Source organism: Micromonospora sp. NPDC023814, from assembly GCF_040639595.1.
Taxonomy (GTDB): Bacteria; Actinomycetota; Actinomycetes; order Mycobacteriales; family Micromonosporaceae; genus Micromonospora.
Map to the genome: position 1 here is coordinate 23,494 of NZ_JBFAAF010000066.1, position 18,088 is coordinate 41,581.

At 71.6% G+C, this 18,088-nt stretch carries 14 protein-coding genes; 1 reads left to right on the plus strand and 13 read right to left on the minus strand.

All coding sequences use genetic code 11. From position 1 onward, the window contains the following. Positions 1-51: 51 nt before the first annotated feature. The 3 genes from AB0G14_RS27465 to AB0G14_RS27475 form a co-directional block, all read right to left on the minus strand. On the minus strand, positions 52-2,205 hold the full coding sequence (locus AB0G14_RS27465) for an MMPL family transporter (RefSeq protein ID WP_357702198.1): 2,154 nt from the start codon (positions 2,203-2,205) through the stop codon (positions 52-54). A gap of 100 nt (positions 2,206-2,305) precedes the next feature. After that, entirely contained in the window at positions 2,306-3,889 is a 1,584-nt protein-coding gene (locus AB0G14_RS27470; RefSeq protein ID WP_357702200.1) for a class I adenylate-forming enzyme family protein, read from the minus strand. A 403-nt stretch (positions 3,890-4,292) separates the two neighbouring features. Continuing rightward, entirely contained in the window at positions 4,293-4,937 is a 645-nt protein-coding gene (locus tag AB0G14_RS27475; protein ID WP_357702202.1) for a hypothetical protein, read from the minus strand. A 219-nt stretch (positions 4,938-5,156) separates the two neighbouring features. Between AB0G14_RS27475 and AB0G14_RS27480 the strand changes: the two genes are divergently transcribed. Beyond that, positions 5,157-6,170 (plus strand): LysR substrate-binding domain-containing protein, encoded by a 1,014-nt coding sequence (locus tag AB0G14_RS27480; RefSeq protein ID WP_357702204.1) that lies wholly within the window; start codon positions 5,157-5,159, stop codon positions 6,168-6,170. On the opposite strand, the gene AB0G14_RS27485 is transcribed toward AB0G14_RS27480, so the two are convergent. The 10 genes from AB0G14_RS27485 to AB0G14_RS27530 form a co-directional block, all read right to left on the minus strand. After that, entirely contained in the window at positions 6,053-6,823 is a 771-nt protein-coding gene (locus tag AB0G14_RS27485) for a serine hydrolase (protein WP_357702206.1), read from the minus strand. The genes AB0G14_RS27480 and AB0G14_RS27485 overlap by 118 nt on opposite strands. An 8-nt stretch (positions 6,824-6,831) precedes the next feature. Then, the gene (locus AB0G14_RS27490) at positions 6,832-8,454 is read right to left on the minus strand and encodes a D-aminoacylase (RefSeq protein ID WP_357702208.1); all 1,623 of its coding nucleotides are present in this window, start codon (positions 8,452-8,454) and stop codon (positions 6,832-6,834) included. Then, complete coding sequence (locus AB0G14_RS27495) at positions 8,454-9,218, minus strand: amino acid ABC transporter ATP-binding protein (RefSeq protein ID WP_357702210.1); 765 nt, start codon at positions 9,216-9,218, stop codon at positions 8,454-8,456. The genes AB0G14_RS27490 and AB0G14_RS27495 overlap by 1 nt, the downstream gene beginning before the upstream one ends. Continuing rightward, the gene (locus AB0G14_RS27500) at positions 9,215-10,165 is read right to left on the minus strand and encodes an amino acid ABC transporter permease (protein WP_357702212.1); all 951 of its coding nucleotides are present in this window, start codon (positions 10,163-10,165) and stop codon (positions 9,215-9,217) included. The genes AB0G14_RS27495 and AB0G14_RS27500 overlap by 4 nt, the downstream gene beginning before the upstream one ends. After that, the gene (locus AB0G14_RS27505) at positions 10,162-11,049 is read right to left on the minus strand and encodes an ABC transporter substrate-binding protein (RefSeq protein ID WP_357702214.1); all 888 of its coding nucleotides are present in this window, start codon (positions 11,047-11,049) and stop codon (positions 10,162-10,164) included. Before AB0G14_RS27505 ends, AB0G14_RS27500 begins: the two co-directional genes overlap by 4 nt. 140 nt (positions 11,050-11,189) lie before the next feature. Then, complete coding sequence (locus tag AB0G14_RS27510; RefSeq protein WP_357702216.1) at positions 11,190-12,803, minus strand: ABC-F family ATP-binding cassette domain-containing protein; 1,614 nt, start codon at positions 12,801-12,803, stop codon at positions 11,190-11,192. Between the two features lie 74 nt (positions 12,804-12,877). After that, positions 12,878-14,515, minus strand: coding sequence for a ribosomal protection-like ABC-F family protein (abc-f, locus tag AB0G14_RS27515; protein WP_357702218.1), 1,638 nt, complete (start codon positions 14,513-14,515; stop codon positions 12,878-12,880). A 443-nt stretch (positions 14,516-14,958) separates the two neighbouring features. Next, positions 14,959-16,203, minus strand: a complete 1,245-nt coding sequence (locus tag AB0G14_RS27520) for a hypothetical protein (RefSeq protein WP_357702220.1) — start codon at positions 16,201-16,203, stop codon at positions 14,959-14,961. A 243-nt stretch (positions 16,204-16,446) separates the two neighbouring features. After that, complete coding sequence (locus AB0G14_RS27525) at positions 16,447-17,367, minus strand: helix-turn-helix domain-containing protein (RefSeq protein WP_357702222.1); 921 nt, start codon at positions 17,365-17,367, stop codon at positions 16,447-16,449. 92 nt (positions 17,368-17,459) lie between these two features. Further along, positions 17,460-17,711, minus strand: a complete 252-nt coding sequence (locus AB0G14_RS27530) for a hypothetical protein (protein WP_357702224.1) — start codon at positions 17,709-17,711, stop codon at positions 17,460-17,462. Positions 17,712-18,088: the final 377 nt, after the last annotated feature.

Sequence of the window (18,088 nt, forward strand, 5' to 3'; positions counted from 1 at the left end):
GACGGGCTGGCACGGCGGGGACTCCCCAGCGGGCACCGCGGCGGAGCGGCTTTACGCGGCCGTGCGTTCCGCGTCCAGGTGGCTGCTCTCCTCGCGGATCCCCCACCGGCTGTAGAGCGGTCGCAGCGGCCCGGGCACCCACCAGTTGAGCCGGCCGAGCAGCCGCATCGTGGCCGGCATCAACAGCGCCCGGACGATGGTGGCGTCGACGACGACGGCGAGGGCGAGCCCGATACCGATGATCTTCACGACCAGCACGCTCGCGGTCGCGAACGACACGATCACCACCACCAGCAGCAGGGCCGCGCTGGTGATGATCCGGCCGGACCGCTGCAACCCGACCGCGACGGCCTCGGTGTTGTCACCGCTGAGGTCGTAGTGCTCGCGGATGCGCGAGAGCAGGAACACCTCGTAGTCCATCGACAGGCCGAACGCGACGGCGAAGATCAGGATGGGTTGCACCACGTCGATGTTGCCGGTGGAGGTGAACCGCAGCAGCCCGGCGAGGTGGCCGTCCTGGAAGACCCACACCACCGCGCCGAACGCCGCGGTCAGGCTCAGCACGTTCATCAGGATCGCCTTGACCGGCAGCACCAGCGAGCCGAAGGACAGGAACAACAGCACGAACGTGGTGACCACGACGAGCAGCGCCATCCACGGCAGCCGCTGCGCGAGCATGTCCATCAGGTCGGCGAACCCGGCGGCGTCGCCGCCGACCAGCACCGTGCCGGAGGGCGGCGGTTCGACGCCGCGCACCGCGTCGACCAGCTCCCGTCCCTGCTCGGAGATCGGTTCCGCGTCGAACCGGACGGTGACCCGCGCGGTGTCGCCGGCCAGACCGCTGACGTCCGCCTGCCGTACGCCCGGCAGCGCGGTCACCCGCTCCACGTACGCGACGATCTCCTCCCGGCCGGGAGGACCGGTCACCGGGCCGTCCAGGGTGACGATGGCTTCGACCGGCCGGGTGACGCTGTCCGGGAACGACCGCTCGATGGCGTCCTGGACCTGCCGGCTCTCCGCCGAGGCGGGCAGCACCCGGGTGTCGAGCCAGCCGTAGGAGATGCGCAGGAACGGCAGACCGAGAACCACCAGCACGGCGATGACCGCGCCGCCGACCAGTACGGGTCGGCGCATCACCGTCCGCGCGATCCGCGCCCACGCGCCGGAGTTCGGGTCGGTGTCGACCGGCCTGCGGCGACGCTCCCGCAGCCGCGGCCCGAACAGGGACAGCATCGCCGCCATCACGGTCAGCGCGAAGAACCCTGCCAGCAGCACCGCGGCGACCCCGCCGACGGCGATGGAGCGGAGGAACACCTGCGGGAAGACGGCCAGGCTGGCCAACGCGAGCGCGACGGTCACCGCGGAGACGACGATCGTGCGGCCCGCGGTGACCATGGTCCGCCGCAACGCCGCCGGGACGGGGTGGCCCGCGCCGAGTTCCTCCCGGAACCGGCTGACCATGAACAGACCGTAGTCGACGGCCAGCCCGAGACCGAGCAGCGTGACCACGTTGACCGCGAAGATCGAGACCTCGGTGAACTGCGCCAGCAGCCGCAGGCCGGCCAACGAGCCCACGATCGCCAGCACCCCGACCGCGACCGGCAGCAGCGCCGCCAGCAGGTTACGGAAGATGAGCACCAGCAGCAGGAACAGGATCGGCAACGCCAGCGCCTCGGCGCGGGTCAGGTCCGCCTTGCTCTGGCTGTTGACGTCGTCGACCAGCGCCAGCGGCCCGCCGACGGTGACGTCGAGATCCGGGCTGGTCAGGCTGTCCTTGATGGCCAGGTAGTTGGTGAGGCGTTCGTTCTCGGTGGCACCGGCGATCTGCACCGCCGCGAACGTCTCGTGCCGGTCGGTGCTGACGAGGGCGGGAACCTTGGCCCGCCAGTAGTCGGTCACGCCCTCGACGCGGTGCGCCGGCAGCCCGTCCAGCACGCGCCGGGCGGCGTCGGCGTACGCGGGGTCCTCCACCGTCCAGCGGTCGCTGCCGAACAGCACGACGACGTCCGCGTCGTTACGGCCGAGCGCCTTCCGTTCGACCTCGTCGGCGCGGGAGCTCTCGCTCGCCGCGTAGGTGAACCCGCCGACGGCCAGGTCGCCGAACGCGCCGGCGCCCCAGCTGCCGGCGGCGACCAGGAACACCGCGGCGCCGGCGATCACCCACCAGCGCGCCCGGTGCGCGAGCCGGCCGAGGAGATCCAACATGGCAGTAACCCTTCGCTCGACCGCGGTGCTCGGGAGAACGACGCGGCGCCGGCACAGTCAGGACCGGCGCCGCGTCGGGCTGATCAGAGGATGACGACGGTCAGTTCCAGCGCCCGATGCCGATCGCCTGGGCACCGGAGAGCAGCTTCTCCCGGAGCGCGACCCGGCGGATCTTCCACGTGCCGGTTCGCGGGAACTCGTCCCACTTTATCTGGATCGGCGGGGCCATTGGACTCAGGTCGGCGACCGCCCGCTCCCAGTCGGCCTTGTCCAGCGGAACGTCGTCCGCAGTGCTGACCACGGGTACCGGCAGGTCACCGGCGACCGGGAGGATGACGACCTCGGTGGTGTAGTCGATCCGGTCGAGGATGAGGTCCTCGAACTCGATCGCGCTGCCGCCGGGGATCCGGTCGATCTCCCGGTCCACGATCCGCACGGCACCCCACTTGTTGATGACCGCGAGGTCGCCGGTGTTCCACCACCTGCCGTTGCACTTGAGGTCGTGCCGGTCCTGCTCGCCGACGTAGGCGAGGCACCGTCCCGGCTGGTCGATCTCGATCAGGCCGACCTGGCCGCGCGGGACCTCCTTGCCGGTCTCCGGGTCCACCGCCCGCATCTTGGCGTGGAACGGGATGGGCCAGCCGATCAACTGCGTCGGCGGCGGCCGGTGCCCCCTGCGGCGTACCACGAAGCGGAAGAACGGCCGGATGCACAGCGCGCCGTTCTCGCTCTGGCTCCAGGACTGGACCCAGATCGGGAACCGGCGCTTGGTGGCGGCCATGAAGGTGCGGATCGTACGGGTGTGGATGGCGTCGAACGAGTTGACGTACTCGCGCACGTTGCTGAACAGGCCGGCGGGGTCGCGGGCCAGCGGCTCCCAGGCGAGATAGATGTTCGGCAGCGCCTCCACCAGCGTCGGCTTGTGCTCGGCCAGCAGTTCCCGGACCCTCGGCGAAAGCGGGTCGGACAGGTAGAGCACCCGCGGGCCGACCGCGGCCATCGCCAACTGCATGGTGGTGAGCCGCTCGTGCGTGTAAGGGTCGCAGAACGCCACCGTGTCGCTGCGCCGGAGCCCGAACCTGGGCCACCGCTCGGTCTCCACGATCGCCATCGCGTAGATGGACTCGGCGGAGTGCATGACGAGCTTCGGTATGCCGGTGGTGCCGGAGGTGTGGGTGATGACCACCGGCTCCTTGAACTCACGCATGTTGGGCTGGACCGGCGGCGCGTCCTTGAAGTCGTCCAGGTGCAGCACGTCCGGCCGGTCCGCCACCGCGTCGACGCTGATCGTCCGTACGGTGAGCTCCGCCACCACCTCCGGGGTGATGCCGCACTTGTCGAGGTGCTTCTGGTCGGTCAACAGGAACGGCCGTTCCAGCCGCTCCAGCATCGGGATCATCGCCTCCGGTCCGTAGGAGCCGGAGAACATGCAGGGAATGGCGCCGATCCGGGCGATGGCGCAGCCGAGAATGACGATGTCCAGGTGGTTCTGCTTGAGGATCGCCACCCGGTCCCACGGGCGCACGCCCGCCTTGTGCAGCCAGGCCGCGGCGCGATCGACGAGTTCCGCCCACTGGGTGTAGGTGCGGGCTTCGGCTCCGGCGGGGTCGATGTCCGGCGGGCGGTCGACGATGACCAGCTCGTCCGGGGCGGTCTTCGCCGCCACGTGCCAGGTCTCGCCCATCTTGGAGTGCTTCGGTACGCGCGAAAAGGGGCTCAGCCGACGGCGCCACCGGGTGGGCGTGAACTCGGTGAGAAACCGCGGAATGGGCCGCTGCGGCTCGACGTCGTCGCCGGCGACCGTTGAATCGGCGGGTGAGGCCACGAGCGCGTCCTCCTGTTCTCGGGGCTTGGGGAGGTCAGCTGACGACGAATGATCATCGGCCGTCCAATTGGCCGGTAACGATATCGACATTGTCCGGCGTAGACCAGATCTGGGTGGACGGAATCCGACCCCGAACGCATCCGGCCCCGGACCGTCCGACCAGTGTGGACGGAGGGGCGACCGGCCATAATGCCCCGTCGGCGACGTGGCGGGACGCGAGAGCCGGCACCCGCGCTGGACCTGGATCTGGAATGGTGTGTCGTCACATACGGACGAGGTCGTAGGCCCACGCCAGGTCGTCACCCCAGGACATGGCGTGGTCACGCTCGAACGCCCGAAACAGCCGGTCGCGGACCGACTCGCGGCGCAGCCAGGCGGCAAGCGCCGCCGACCTCCTGTCCGCGAAGTCGAGTCCGTTCACCGTGACAGCCAGGTGGCGATCCGCCGCCGAACTGAGCGTGACGTCCCAGACATCGAGGAACCGCTCGACGCTCTCCCCGCCGGCCACGACCGCGTCCAGGAAGGTGGCCGGGTCGAGAAACGAACCGACCTGCGACGGGTACGTCGCCAGCAACGAGCGCCACACCGCATCCAGGTAGCCGTCGACAGCGCCCTGCTCGGCTTCGGGCCAGGTGCGCCACTGCTCGCGAGGCAGCTTGCCCAATACGATCGCCGGGTCGAGTTCGGTGGAGCTGGCCATGCGCTCCAACAGCAGGGGCAGCAGACTCTTCAGGTCGTCACGGCTGCCGACCGTGTTGCCGAGGCTGATGGTCAAAGAGAACAGGTCGTGATCGTCGACCGGCACCGGCCCTCGGCAATGCGGGCAGCCTTCGAGCATCGCCCTGCGCGGATACCGGGCGAACGCCTCCTGAAGGCCTGCCACCGCCACAGACAGATCACCGTCCACCGGTCCATCCTCCCAGGGGCGGCTTGGGCTGGGCTGCCGGCACACGGCCACCCGCAGGTCCACATCAACGACAGCCGCACTTGACTGATCTGTGGTCTCGGCAGGTCGGCGGTGCCGTCGGTCGGCGTGGAGCAGGCGTGGGCGGCGTGCGACAGTGTGGGCCGGGCGGCGGTCGGCGGTTGACCGCACCGCCCTTGAGCAGGGGAAGGCAGCCCGCCGATGTTCAACACCGCACGCCTGCAGGTCGTCCTCGAGATCGCCCGCCACGGCACCATCGTCGCCGCCGCGGAGCAGCTTCGGCTGAGTCCGTCCGCGGTCTCCCACCAGCTCGCCACCCTCGAGCAGGAGGCCGGGGTGGCGCTGGTGGAGCGGGGGCCGCGCAGCCTGCGGCTGACCACCGCGGGCCAGCGCCTGGCGGACTACGCGCAGCAGATCGTCGATCTGATGTCGGCCGCCCGGGACGAACTGGCCACGCACGGCAAGGGCCGCCAGGGAATGCTGCGGATCGGCTTCTTCGCCACCGCCGGCACCGAGCTGCTGCCGCGCGCCCTGTCGAGCTTCACCCGCGAACATCCGCAGGTGGAGCTGGCGCTGATCCTGGGGCAGCCGCACGAACTGCTGCCCCGGCTGCACCAGGGTGAGCTGGACCTGGTGGTGGTCTTCGACCATCCGCTGAGCCCGGCGCAGGAGTCGCCGCACACGAAGGTCCAGCCGCTGATGGTGGACCCGCAACTGGTGGTGCTCCCCGCCGACCACCCGCTCGCCGGGCGGCGGCGGCTGCGGCTCGCAGACCTTGCCGCCGACCCGTGGATCACCACCCTCGGCGTGCAGGGTGAGGTCTCGGTGCTGGAGCTGGCGGCGCGGGCCGAGGGCTTCCCGCCCCGGGTCCGCTGCCGCAGCGACCACTACGAGGTGGTGCTGGGCCTGGTGCGGGCCGGTGTCGGGGTGGCGCTCGTGCCGTCGCTCGGCCTGGGCGATCCCGGCGGGGTGGCGGTGCGGCAGCTCGCCCACGCGAATCTGCACCGGGAGATCGGCGTGGCGCTGCGCCCCGGCAACCCCAATCCGGTGGTCGGCAGCTTCGTCGAGCGGCTGGCCGGCGCGGCGGCGACGCTCAGTCAGGAGCTGTCCGCGCGGTGGGCTCCGGCGAGCCGGTCGACCGCCGCGCCCCAGCGCCGCAGCTCGGCCACGGCCTCCCGCTCGGCCCCGGGCTCGAACGCGGCGATCACGGCGTAGACGACGGTGTGCCGGCCGGACACGATCCCGGTGTCGGCGCGTACCCCGGTGTCGGTGCCGGTCTTGTTCGCCACCCGGACGCCGTCGCTCGACCACGGGTCGTGGTCGACGGAGTCGGCGACCATCGTGCGGTCGGTGTTGCCGGCGAGCCAGCCGCGCAGCAGCCGGCACGCCTGCGGGCTCTGCCAGGTCCCCGTCGCCACGTCCGCGAGGAAGGCGCAGAGCTCGTGGGCGGTGCCGGTGGCGAAGGTCCGCGGCACGTCGGGGCCGCGCTCGGCCCGGATCCGGTCGTGCACGGTGGTGTCCCGCAGCCCGGCACGGCGGGCCAGCTCCTGCACGGCCTCCAGGGTCACCAGCCGCAGCAGGGCGTTGGTGGCGGCATTGTCGCTGACCGCGGCGACCGCCATGGCCAGGTCGGCGACCGTCCATCGCCGAGGGGACAGCCGGCCGAGCAGTCCGGTGCCGCCGACCTCCCGGTCGGCGTCGAGCAGCTCCACCGGCTGGTCCGGCGCGAGCGTGGCGTCGGCGAGCCGCCGGGCCACCTCGGCGAGGAGCAGCACCTTGCCGACGCTGGCCAGCGGCAGGGCAAGATCCGGTTCGGCGGAGACCGTGCGGCCGTCGTCCAGCCGGCGCACCATCGCCCCGACCCGCACCGCCGGCCTCATCGCGGCCCCGGCCGGGCGGGCTGCCGGTCCGGCACGGCCAACACCCGGCCCGGCCGCGCGTCGGTGACCTCGCCGCCGTCCACCACGATCCGGCCACCGACCACCACGCACCGCACGCCGTGCGGAGGCGCCAGCGGATCGTCGTACGTGGCGCCGTCGGCGACCCGCTGCGGGTCGAGGACCACCAGGTCGGCGTGGTACCCGTCGGCGAGCAGCCCCCGGTCTGGCAGGCCGAAGCGGCGGGCGGGCATCGCCGTCATCTTGTGCACCGCCTCCGCCAGCTCCAGCAGTCCCACGTCACGAACGTAGTGGCCGAGGACCCGGGCGAAGCTGCCCGCCCACCGCGGGTGCGGGCGGCCCCCCTTCGGTACGCCGTCCGAGCAGAGCATGGTCAGCCGGCTGGCCAGCACCCGGCGTACGTCGTCCTCGTGCATCGAGTGGCTGAGGATGGTGACGTCGCCGCGTTCGGCGGCCAGCAGGTCGCAGGCGTAGTCGACCGGGTCGACGCCACGCACGGCGGCCAGCTCGGCGATCGTCTGCCCCTGGGCGTCGGTGTTGCGCGAGGCGGAGGCGACCCGGATCAGGTCCCAGCCGCCGTTTCCCACGGTGTTCTCCCAGCCCGGCACCCCGGCGACCAGGTCGGTCCGGATCCGGTCGCGGACCGTCGGATCGGCGACGGCGGTGAGCATCGCGGGCACCCCGTCGGCGATCAGCCACGGCGGCAGCATCGCGTGCAGGGCGGTGCTGCCCGCGGTGTACGGGTAGACGTCGCAGGTGACGTCGAGTCCCTCGGCGCGCGCCCGTTCGAGCCGGGCGAGGGTGCGGACGGTGGCGCCCCAGGCGCGCCGCCCGGCCGTCTTGTGGTGCGAGACCTGCAGCGCCGCCCCGGCCGCGGTGGCGATCTCGACGGCCTCTTCGAGGGCCGACTCGACCTGGGACATCTCGTCACGGAGGTGCGTCACGTACGGCTTGCCGTGCGCCGCCGCTACCCGGGCCAGCGCGATGACCTCGTCGGTGCCGGCGTTGACGCCCGGGGAGTAGATCAGGCCGGTCGACAGGCCGGCCGCGCCCGCGGCGAGCGCCTCGTCGAGCAGCCGGCACATCCGCCGGGTCTCCTCGGGCGTGGCCCGCCGTTGGGCGAAGCCGACCACCGCGGCGCGCAACGTTCCGTGTCCGACGAGGGCGGCGAGGTGGTTGCGCCGGGCCACGCCCTGCGCGTCGGCGAACTCGGCGAACGACGCGTACGCCGAGGCGGGCGGACCGAAGGTCGCGGCGAGCAGCTCCCGCACCGGCCCGGCGCGTTCGGGTGGGACCGGGAAGGGGCTGATCCCGCAGTTGCCGCAGATCTCCGTGGTGACGCCCTGGACCAGCGGCGCCCGGCGCAGCACCTCCCGCTGCGCGTCGTCGCCGGCGAGCAGGTCGGAGTGGGTGTGCACGTCGATGAAGCCCGGCGTGACGGCCAGCCCGCTCGCGTCGATGACCTCGCTGGCGGGCGTGCGACTGCCCGGCGGCAGCAGCACGATCCGCCCGTCCCGGACGCCCACGTCGGCGGGGCGGGCCGGCGAGCCGCTGCCGTCGATCACGTCCCCGCCGGTGACCAGCAGGCCCAACCGCGTCATCAGAGCACCTTGGACAGGAAGGCGCGGGTACGGTCGTGCCGCGCCGCGGCGAGCACCTCGCGGGGTGGCCCCTGCTCGACGATCAGGCCCTCGTCCATGAAGACGAGGTGGTCGCCGACCTCCCGGGCAAAGCCCATCTCGTGGGTCACCACGATCATGGTCATCCCGCTCGCCGCGAGGTCCTTCATCACCTCCAGCACCTCGCCGACCAGTTCCGGGTCGAGCGCCGAGGTCGGCTCGTCGAAGAGCATCAGCTTCGGCGACATGGCCAGGGACCGCGCGATGGCCACCCGCTGCTGCTGACCGCCGGAGAGCTGTGCCGGGTAGTGGTGGGCGCGGTCGGCCAGGCCGACCCGGTCGAGCAGGTCGGCGGCGCGCCGTCGCGCGTCGGCCGCCCGGACGCCCTTCACCGCGACCAGGCCCTCCATCACGTTCTCCAGGGCCGTGCGGTGCGGGAACAGGTGGAAGCGCTGGAAGACCATGCCGATCGACTCGCGCTGCCGGCGCAGTCGCGCGTCCGGCAGCGGTCGCAGCCGGCCGCCGCGCTCCTCGTACCCGATCAGCTCCCCGTCGACGTAGACCCGACCCGCCTGCGGCTCCTCGAGGTGGTTGAGGCAGCGCAGCAGGGTGGATTTGCCGGATCCGGACGGGCCGACCACGCAGACCACCCGGCCGCGTTCGATGGTCAGGTCGATGCCGCGCAGCACCTCCACGCGGCCGAAGCTCTTGCGCAGGGACCGGCACTGCACCATCGGCGGGGTCATGGCGCGCTCCCCGTGAAGCGCAGGTTGCGGGTGATCCGCCCGCGCAGGGTGCCCGCAGCGGTGGCGCCGAAGCCACGGCTGAACCGGCGTTCCAGGTAGTACTGGCCGATGCTGGCGACGGTGGTCAGGACCAGGTACCAGATGGACGCGACGATCAGCAGGGCGACCACCTCGAAGTTGGTCAGGTAGAGCCGTTGGGCGACGGTGAGCAGGTCGGCGCCGGCGATCACCGAGACGAGCGAGGTGGTCTTCAGCATGGAGATGAACTGGTTGCCGGTCGGCGGGACGATGATCCGCATCGCCTGGGGCAGCACCACCCGCTTCATGATCTTCGTGCGCGACATGCCCAACGCCGCCGCGGCCTCCTGCTGGCCGGGGTCGACCGAGCGCAGGCCGGCCCGGACGATCTCGCTCATGTAGGCGCCCTCGTTGATGCTCAGCCCGAGCAGCGCCGCGACGAATCCGGTGACCAGGGTGTTCGTCTCCCAGGTCACCAACTTCGGGCCGCCGAACGGCACGCCCAGCCCGATCTCGGGGAAGATCAGCGCGATGTTGAACCAGAAGATCAGCTGCACCAGCAGCGGCGTGCCGCGGAAGAACCAGACGTATGCCATGGCGCCGGCGCGCAGGGTACGGCTGTCGGAGACCTGCATCAGGGCCACGATGACGCCGAGCACCACGCCGATCGCCATGGAGGCGGCCGTGAGCTGGACGGTGACCCAGAGCCCTTCCAGGATGACCCGGTCGAACTGGTACTCGACGACGATGTCCCAGTGCAGGTTCGGGTTGATCGCGATGGTCCAGGCCAGCCAGGCCAGGATCAGGACGGTCGCCCCGGCGGCCAGCCAGCGCCCCGGTCGCAGCGGGTGGCTGATCCGGTTCACCTCCGGGCTGGCGGGCCCGGCCGAAGCCGGGCCCTTGACGGTCGCATCCACCGGTGTGCTCACTTCTGGTCGTTGACCGTCGCGGTCTGCACACCGCTGCCCTGCACGCCCCACTTCTCGAGGATCTTGGCGTACTCGCCCGTCTCGATCAGCTCCTGGAGTGCCCGCTGGACGGCGTCCCGCAGCTGGCTGTCCTTCTTGTCGATCGCGATGCCCCACGGGCCGGCCTCGTACTGGGCCTCCAGTACCTCGTACTTGCCGCTCTGTCCGGCGAGCATCTTGGCCACCGGGTAGTCGACGATGGTGGCCACCGCGCGCCCGGCGTCGATCTGCAGCAGGCCGGTCGGGGCGTCCTCGCTCTGCGAGATGGTCATCTTCTTGGCGCACGAGGCGTTCTGCTTCTCCCCGATGGCGAGGTTGGAGCTGCCCTTGGCGAGCACCACGGCCCGGCCGCACAGGTCCGCCAGGTCCTTCACCCCGGCCGGGTTGCCCTTCGCCACCATGATCGCGCCGCCGGCCTGGAAGTAGTCGACGAAGTCGACGGCCTTACGGCGCTCCTCGGTGTCGCTCATCGAGGACATCGCCAGGTCCCAGCGGTCGGCCTGCAGGCCCGGGATCAGGCCGGGAAAGCTGGCGTTGGTCATCTCCAGCTTCAGGCCGAGCCGCCCGGCGATCGCCGCCGCCAGGTCCGGGTCGACGCCGGTCAGCTCCTGGGTCCCCTCCTTGTACATCTCCATCGGCGGGTAGCCCTCGGCGGTGGCGACCCGGAGCACGCCCTTCTCCTTGATGGCGGCCGGGACCAGGTCGGCAGCCTTGGCGTCGGCGGCGACCGAGGCGGAACCACCGGCCTGCGGCGTCTGACCGCTGGTCGAACGTCCGCAGCCGGCGACGGCGAGCGAGAGTGCGGCGAGACCGACGACAACGCGAAGCGCACGCTTCCTGACCACCGGAAACCTCCTGCCTGAGACGATGGCGGGGACCCTATCGGGGATCAGCCAGCATGAACAGCCCGAATGCTTTGCGGGGTGAGCATCGAATTCTTCGACGCTCACCCGCGTTCGCTGTGCAGGCCGTGGCAGGCACCCGTTCAGGTGCCGCGTAGCTGGATCTCGCGTCCGTGCCACCTGGAGCGCAACCACCGGTCGTGGCTGGCGACCACGACGGCGCCGGGGCTGCCGCCGAGGGCGTCCTCCAGCTCGTCGCAGAGTCGGGGCGAGAGGTGGTTGGTGGGCTCGTCGAGCAGCAGCAGGTCGGGTGGGTCGGCCACCAACAGGGCCAGGGCGAGCCGGCGTCGCTGGCCGACCGACAGCTCGCCGACCGGCCGGCGCGCGTCGGCGGCGGTGAGCAGGCCGAGGTCGTCCAGCGGTACGGCGTCGGCGCGCACCTGGCCCAGGACGTCGGCGTAGATCTCCTCGGCGGTGCGCTCGGGCCGGTCGAACACCGTGTCCTGGGTCAGTACGCCGATGCGCAGGTCGGGGCGGCGCCGGACGTGACCGGCCGGGTCCAGCCGGCCGGCGAGGACGGCGAGGAGCGTGGACTTGCCCGCACCGTTGGCGCCGGTGACCAGCAGCCGGTCGGTGGCGGCGAGGTCGAGACGGTCGAGGGTGAGTCGGCCGGGTATCCGCACGTGACGCAGGCTGACGATGGTCCCGTCGGCGGTGGCGGTGGCGAGCGCGGTGGCGCGGAACCGCAGCGGTTCGGGTGGTGACGCGACGGCGGTACGTTCGAGGTCGTCGAGCCGGCGGCCGGCGGCGCGTACCCGTCGGGCGATCTGGTTCTGCACCCTGCCGGCGGTGTGGCCGTATCCCATCTTCTCGTTGTCGCGCCGGTCCCGGCCCGGCGCGACCTCGTGCGCGGTCACCTCGAGCTGCCGGCGTAGCTCGGCCAGTTCCTCCTGCTGCTCGGCGTGGCGTCGCTGCCAGCGCTCCCGCTCGTTGCGCCGGTGAGCCAGATAGTCGCGGTAGGTGCCGCCGAAGCGGACCGGGCCGGCGACAGCGGGGTCGAGGTCGATCAGGTCGGTGCAGACCGCGTCGAGGAAGGCCCGGTCGTGGCTGGCTACGATGACGGCTCCGGGCAGGTCGCACAACTGCTGCTCGAGAAAGGCCGCCGCGACGTCGTCGAGGTGGTTGGTGGGCTCGTCGAGCAGCAGCGCCGAGGGCCGGCGGACGAGCAGGGCGGCGAGCGCCAGCCGGCCGCGCTGGCCGCCGGAGAGCGCGGCGAGCGCCCGCTCCGGTGCCACGTCGCCGAGACCGAGTGCCGCGAGGACCATGCCGGCACGTCGCTCGGCACCCCAGGCGTCGATGTCCTGGGCGCGGTCGAGCAGATCGCCGTACTCGGCGAGCAGCCGTTCGTGGTCGGGTGTGTCGTCAGCGGTGCGGGCGAGCTGGTCGGCGAGCCGATCGAGGTCGGTGAGGACGGCACGGGCCTCGCGCAGGGCGTCGTCGCGCACGTCCGCCACGGTCGCGGTCGGGTCGTAGGGGGCTTCCTGCGGCAGGTATCCGAGGTCCGGTGGGCGAACGACGGTGCCGGCGTCCGGTTCGTCCGCACCGGCGAGCAGGCGGAGCAGGGTGGACTTGCCGGTGCCGTTCTCGCCGATCAGGCCGATCCGGCGGCCGGGGGCCGCGGTGAGGGAGACCCCGTCCAGCACGCGACGGCTGCCGAGGGTGTGGACGAGGTCGTGAGCGAGCAGTGCTTCGGGCATGGAGGGTCACCTTCGGGGTGCTCCGGGCCACGGGCCGGCACGGCCCGTGGCCCGGAGCCGGGCGGAGTCGGCGGTCAGGCGCGGTCGGGTGCGGGGATCTCGCGCAGGTGGCCGCCATCGAGGCGGAGCCACCGCTGCACACCGATGTCGGTGAGGAACCGTTCGTCGTGGCTGACCACCACGAACGCACCCCGGTAGGCGGTGAGGGCGCTACCCAGTTGGCCCACGCTGACCAGGTCGAGGTTGTTGGTGGGTTCGTCGAGCAGCAGCAGGTGGGGTGCCGGCTGGGCGTAGAGGACGCAGGCGAGGGTGGCGCGCAGCCGTTCGCCGCCGGAGAGCACGCCGGCGGGGAGGTGGGCTCGGGCGCCGCGGAACAGGAACCGGGCGAGCAGGTTCATCCGTTCGGCCTGCGGCCGGTCGGGGGCGTACGCGGCGAAGTTCTCCGCGACCGTCCGGTCGAGATCCAGCAGGTCCAGGCGTTGCGACAGGTACGCGACGCGGCCTGCGGCGCGGTGCACCTGCCCGGCGTCGGGGTGGAGTTCACCCTGCAACAGACGCAGCAGGGTGGACTTCCCGGCGCCGTTGGGGCCGGTCAGCGCGATCCGCTCCGGTCCCCGGATGGTCAGGTCGGCGCCGTCGCCGGCGAAGACGGCCCGGTCGCCGTGGTAGACCTGCATACGCTCGCCGGTGAACACGGTGCGGCCGGCGGGAACGGTGGTGTCGGGCAGGTCCAGGGTCAGGGCCTGGTCGTCGCGCAGCGTCCGACTGGCCTCGTCGAGCCGGGTCTGGGCCTCGCTGACCCGGTTGGCGTGTGCCTGCTGTGCCCGGCCGGCCGACTCCTGGGCGCTGCGCTTGAGCCCACCGGCGACGATGCGGGCCAGACCGGCGTTGCCGAGGTTGCGGGCGGCGTTGCTGGCCCGCCGGTCGGCCCGCTCCCGGGCCTGCTGCATCTCCCGCTTCTCCCGCTTCACGTCCTGCTCGGCGCTACGCACGGTCCGCTCCGCCGCCTCGCGTGCCACGCGCGACGCCTCCTCGTACGCGGTGAAGTTCCCGCCGAACAGGCGAACCTCACCACGGTCGAGTTCGGCGACGCGGTCCATCCGGTCCAACAGGACCCGGTCGTGGCTGACCACCAGCAGACACCCGGACCAGCCCTCCAGCACCTCGTACAGCCGGTGCCGCGCGTCGATGTCGAGGTTGTTGGTCGGCTCGTCGAGCAGCAGCACGTCCGGGCGCCTGAGCAGCTGCGCCGCCAGGCCGAGCGACACCACCTGCCCGCCGCTGAGAGTGCGCAGACGGCGGTCCAACCCCACGTCACCGAGGCCCAGCCGGTCGAGTTCGGTGCGGCTGCGCTCCTCCACGTCCCAGTCGTCCCCGACGGCCGTGAAGTGCTCCTCCGCCGCGTCACCCGCCTCGATGGCGCGCAGTGCCGCGAGGGCCGCGTCGACCCCGAGCACCTCCGCGACGGTCAGGTCACCGGCCAGGGGCAGGTCCTGCGGCAGGTAGCCGAGCACACCCTCGACTGTCACGCTGCCACCGGTCGGGATGAGGTCGCCCGCGATCAGACGGAGCAGGGTCGTCTTGCCGGCGCCGTTCGGCGCGACCAGGCCCGTGCGGCCGGGCGGCACAGTGAAGGACAGGTCCCGGAAGACCGGAGTGTCGTCCGGCCAGGAAAAGGACAGGTTCGTACAAACAATGCAGACGTCAGACATCGGGGAGACACCCTCGGAAAGAGAGCCGGGGACGCGACAGACGCCCCGGTCGGGCAGACAGGTCTACGACGAGACACGCCGCACCGGCGCAGGCCGGCAGCAGGCGGCCGGGGCCGCTCACCCCGAGATGTCGTCGTCCCCCGTCACCACAGTCCGCTCCCTCGCACTCTCATCGCGGTCTCCGCCGCGCAGCACCAGCTTAACAACTTCCTGAGTGGCACCGGTACGGCAACCGCCTCGCAGGAGAACGCCTGGGCTTGGGCCGACGATCCGGCGAAGCCACACCGCCTGAGCGTGTCTACGAGACGACGGAGTGGTAGCGGTGCGTCAGATGCGGTGGTGCTCGTACACGCCACGACGTGCCTGCTGGAAAGCGAGGGGCGGGATGGGAAACCATCCCGCCCCTCTACGTGAACGGCCGTCGCGGGCCGGTGGAAGACAGGTCAGACAGCGGGCGTCTCGTCCCCGCGCATCGGGACCGCGCGGCGGCGCCGGGCGAGGAGCAACATGATGCCGCCACCCGCCACCATGGCGAGACCGGCTCCGGCGATCAGCCCGGACTGCGGCCCGGTGATCGGCAGATCACCCCCGCCGCCACCGCTGCCGCCGTCATCGCCGCCGTCCCCGCCACTGCCGCTCGCGGCGACCACGACGGCGAACCCGTCCCCGTTGTCGCTGTCGTCCACATCGGCTGCCCGTACGGCGACGGCGTTCGCCGGAAGCACGGCATGCTCCGGGCCGGAGCGGGCATCCGTCCGCTCGGTCAGGCCCTCGACCCGCACGGTCCCGCCCGCCAACGTGACGGGCGCCGTGACGGAGGCCGACGCCGTCACCAGATTGTGCAACTCGACGGCGGAGTAGATGCTGTCATTCGGGTCGGTGCCCTGGCCGACCGGTACGAGCGCGAGCGTGTCGTAGGTACAGACCGCTGACCGCCCGTCGTCGCCGACCGCACACTCCTTCGGCGGTCGGGTGAACGTCACACCCTTGGGCAGGTGCAGCGTGGCCTTGACGCCGCTGACTGCCTTCCGGCCCTGGTTGACGACCCGGTACCGCACCGCGCCCGTCTCGCCCGGGTTCAACGTCCCGGTGGATTCGAGCCGGCCGTCCGCACCGACCCGCACCGACTGCTTCACGTCCGGCGCCACCACCGACAGGTCGGCTTCGGGATCGTCGACCAACGTGAGCGTGAACCATTTGCTGGCACTGAGTTGCATCTTGTCCTCGCCCCAGGCCATGCCAGCCTCGACGTGGAACCTGCCTTCGTAGGGCTTCTTTTTTTCGTAGACCTGAATATCGATGGGCAGATCAACCGTCCCACCGGGTGCCGGCATCAGCTCCGGAAACAGGCTCGATTCGATACGGCAGTACCAGCCCGAGTGGTCGCCGTCGCACTCACCGGAGCCACCGCCCTCTGGCCAGATGAGTGCGGCCTTGTACGACCAGTCCAACTCGGAGGGGCGGACGTAGAAAATGATCTCTCTCGGGGTCTGGTCGGTCAGATTGGTGAGTCGCAGGTGGACCCGTTTCTTTTCGACCCCCAGCGGAATCGTCGTACCGGGCAGATCGAGCGTGAACCTCGCGCCCGGGTCCGCCGCCGAGGCGGGACCGGCGGGGATAGCCATCCCGGCAAGCAGGAGCAGCGCGGCGGCGGCAGTTCGCACCAGCCATCGACGACCAAAGGCCATGGCAGAACCCTTCAGGCGAGCGGACAGTACGGCCGAGGACACTATCCGCATTGGGCTCGCATCGGTATCCTCCGCTCACCTCCTACCTGGGCGAGGGCCGGATCGGTCAACCACCAGCCGGCCCTGCCAGTGGCCAGCCGGTCCCGGCCGATCTTGCGCCGCAGGCGTGCGATGACGCTGCCCACCGCCAGGGCGTTCTTCGGGCGCGCCCTGACGCTCATCCCGTCCCGGACCTGTGCGCCGCTACGAGGCTCGCCCTGCGCATCGATCAGCACCTGCAACGCCTCGGCCTGCTGGGGGCTCAGCTTGACGGGCGCATTCTGCCCGGCCAGCCAGGTTTCGCTGGTCGTGCGTTCCAATCGCACGCCGGCCCACTCCGCCGCGCGGCGGGGGCTTCGCCGGGCCGGCCAGCCGCCAGCCGCCCCCGCCTGTGATGATCCGGTCCGGCCCGAGTCGTTCCCGGAGGTGGTGGATGAGCACGCCCACCGCGGCGATCGTTGCGGGCCGGTCGTGCGGCGGCAACGACGACCAGATCCCACTCCTGCTGCGCGGCACTCCCCGCGCCTCGACCAGCACCCGCAGCACGGCGAACTTCTTCGGGCCGAGCCGGATGAACCGAGCCGGCCCGTCGAACACGTACCGATGCTCGACATCGAGTCGCAGACTGCCGAACGACAGCACGTCGGTGCCGTCGACCGGTTCCGGCGCGATCGGATCCCGCACCCACCAGCCGTCCGCCCCGGTGAGAATGCGTGCGGCACCGATCTTCCTACGGATGTTGGCGATCACCACGCCGATCTGGGCAGCTGTCGGCGGCCGATACCCGCGCGGCATGGCGGCCCAGATCGCCTCCCGGCTGAGGGGCGTCCCCCGCGCCGTGATCAGGACGGCCAGCACGGCGACCTGCTGGCCACTGAGCATGACCGCGCTCGACTCAACGTGCAGTCGGACCAGGCCGGTGGACGTCTGCAACTCCAGCCCGGCGTAGCAGAGCGGGACATCCAGCACGGGTATGGACAGCTGACGGCGACCGGTGCTGGTCCGCGGGCGCCGTCCTTGACGGCATCGAGAGATCGCCGACAGCGCAGAGCCTGCCGCCGGAGAAACGTCCTCAGCCGGAAGGCAGCAGGCCGACCGGCCGACCATGGACTGATCAACCACCATGAAGGGCCTCACCATCTGGCTGGCCGGCCGCCACTACCCCCACCGACCAGCCTGAACCTCGATCCGTACTCGCGGACGCCGGACGCCGGCGGTCAGGCCGACGGCCCGACCAGTTGGTACGCCGCTCGGACGGCGGCCACGGCCCAGCGCATGCGACTGACCGCCTCGACCGGATGGTCGCCGTACTCCTGCGCGACGAGTGCCGCGCAACCGGCCGCCCGGTGCCGGCTGACGCTGTACAACACCGCCTGCCGGATCTGTTCAGGCGTCGGATCCTTCGACGGTTGGAGCGTGGAGGCGAAAAGTGCCTCCGCCCTGGTACTGAGCAGTTCCGACGGGCTCATCACCGGCTCCTTTGCGGTAGGTGGCGGCCATGCCCGCGAGGCAGATCCGGCACCAGGCGCACCACCACCGAGGTCGCACGCACGAGATGCGGGGCTGGCCGATCGCCTCGGGCGACCGACGTACTTCGGGCAGCCGACGAATTCGCCGAACGGCGGTGCCCGGGGTGGGGTCGGCGGAGTCGGGCCCCACCCCGGTTCCGGTCCCGGCCCGGTCTCGGGTTCCGGGTGCTGGGGTGCGCGGCTCCTGCGTCGTGCCCGGCGCGCACCCCGTGATTCACCTTTCGCTACTTGCCTGACCCGGCGAGGACGCCCTGCACGAAGTAGCGCTGGAAGGCGAAGAAGACCGCGAGCGGCACGAGCATGGACAGGAACGCGCC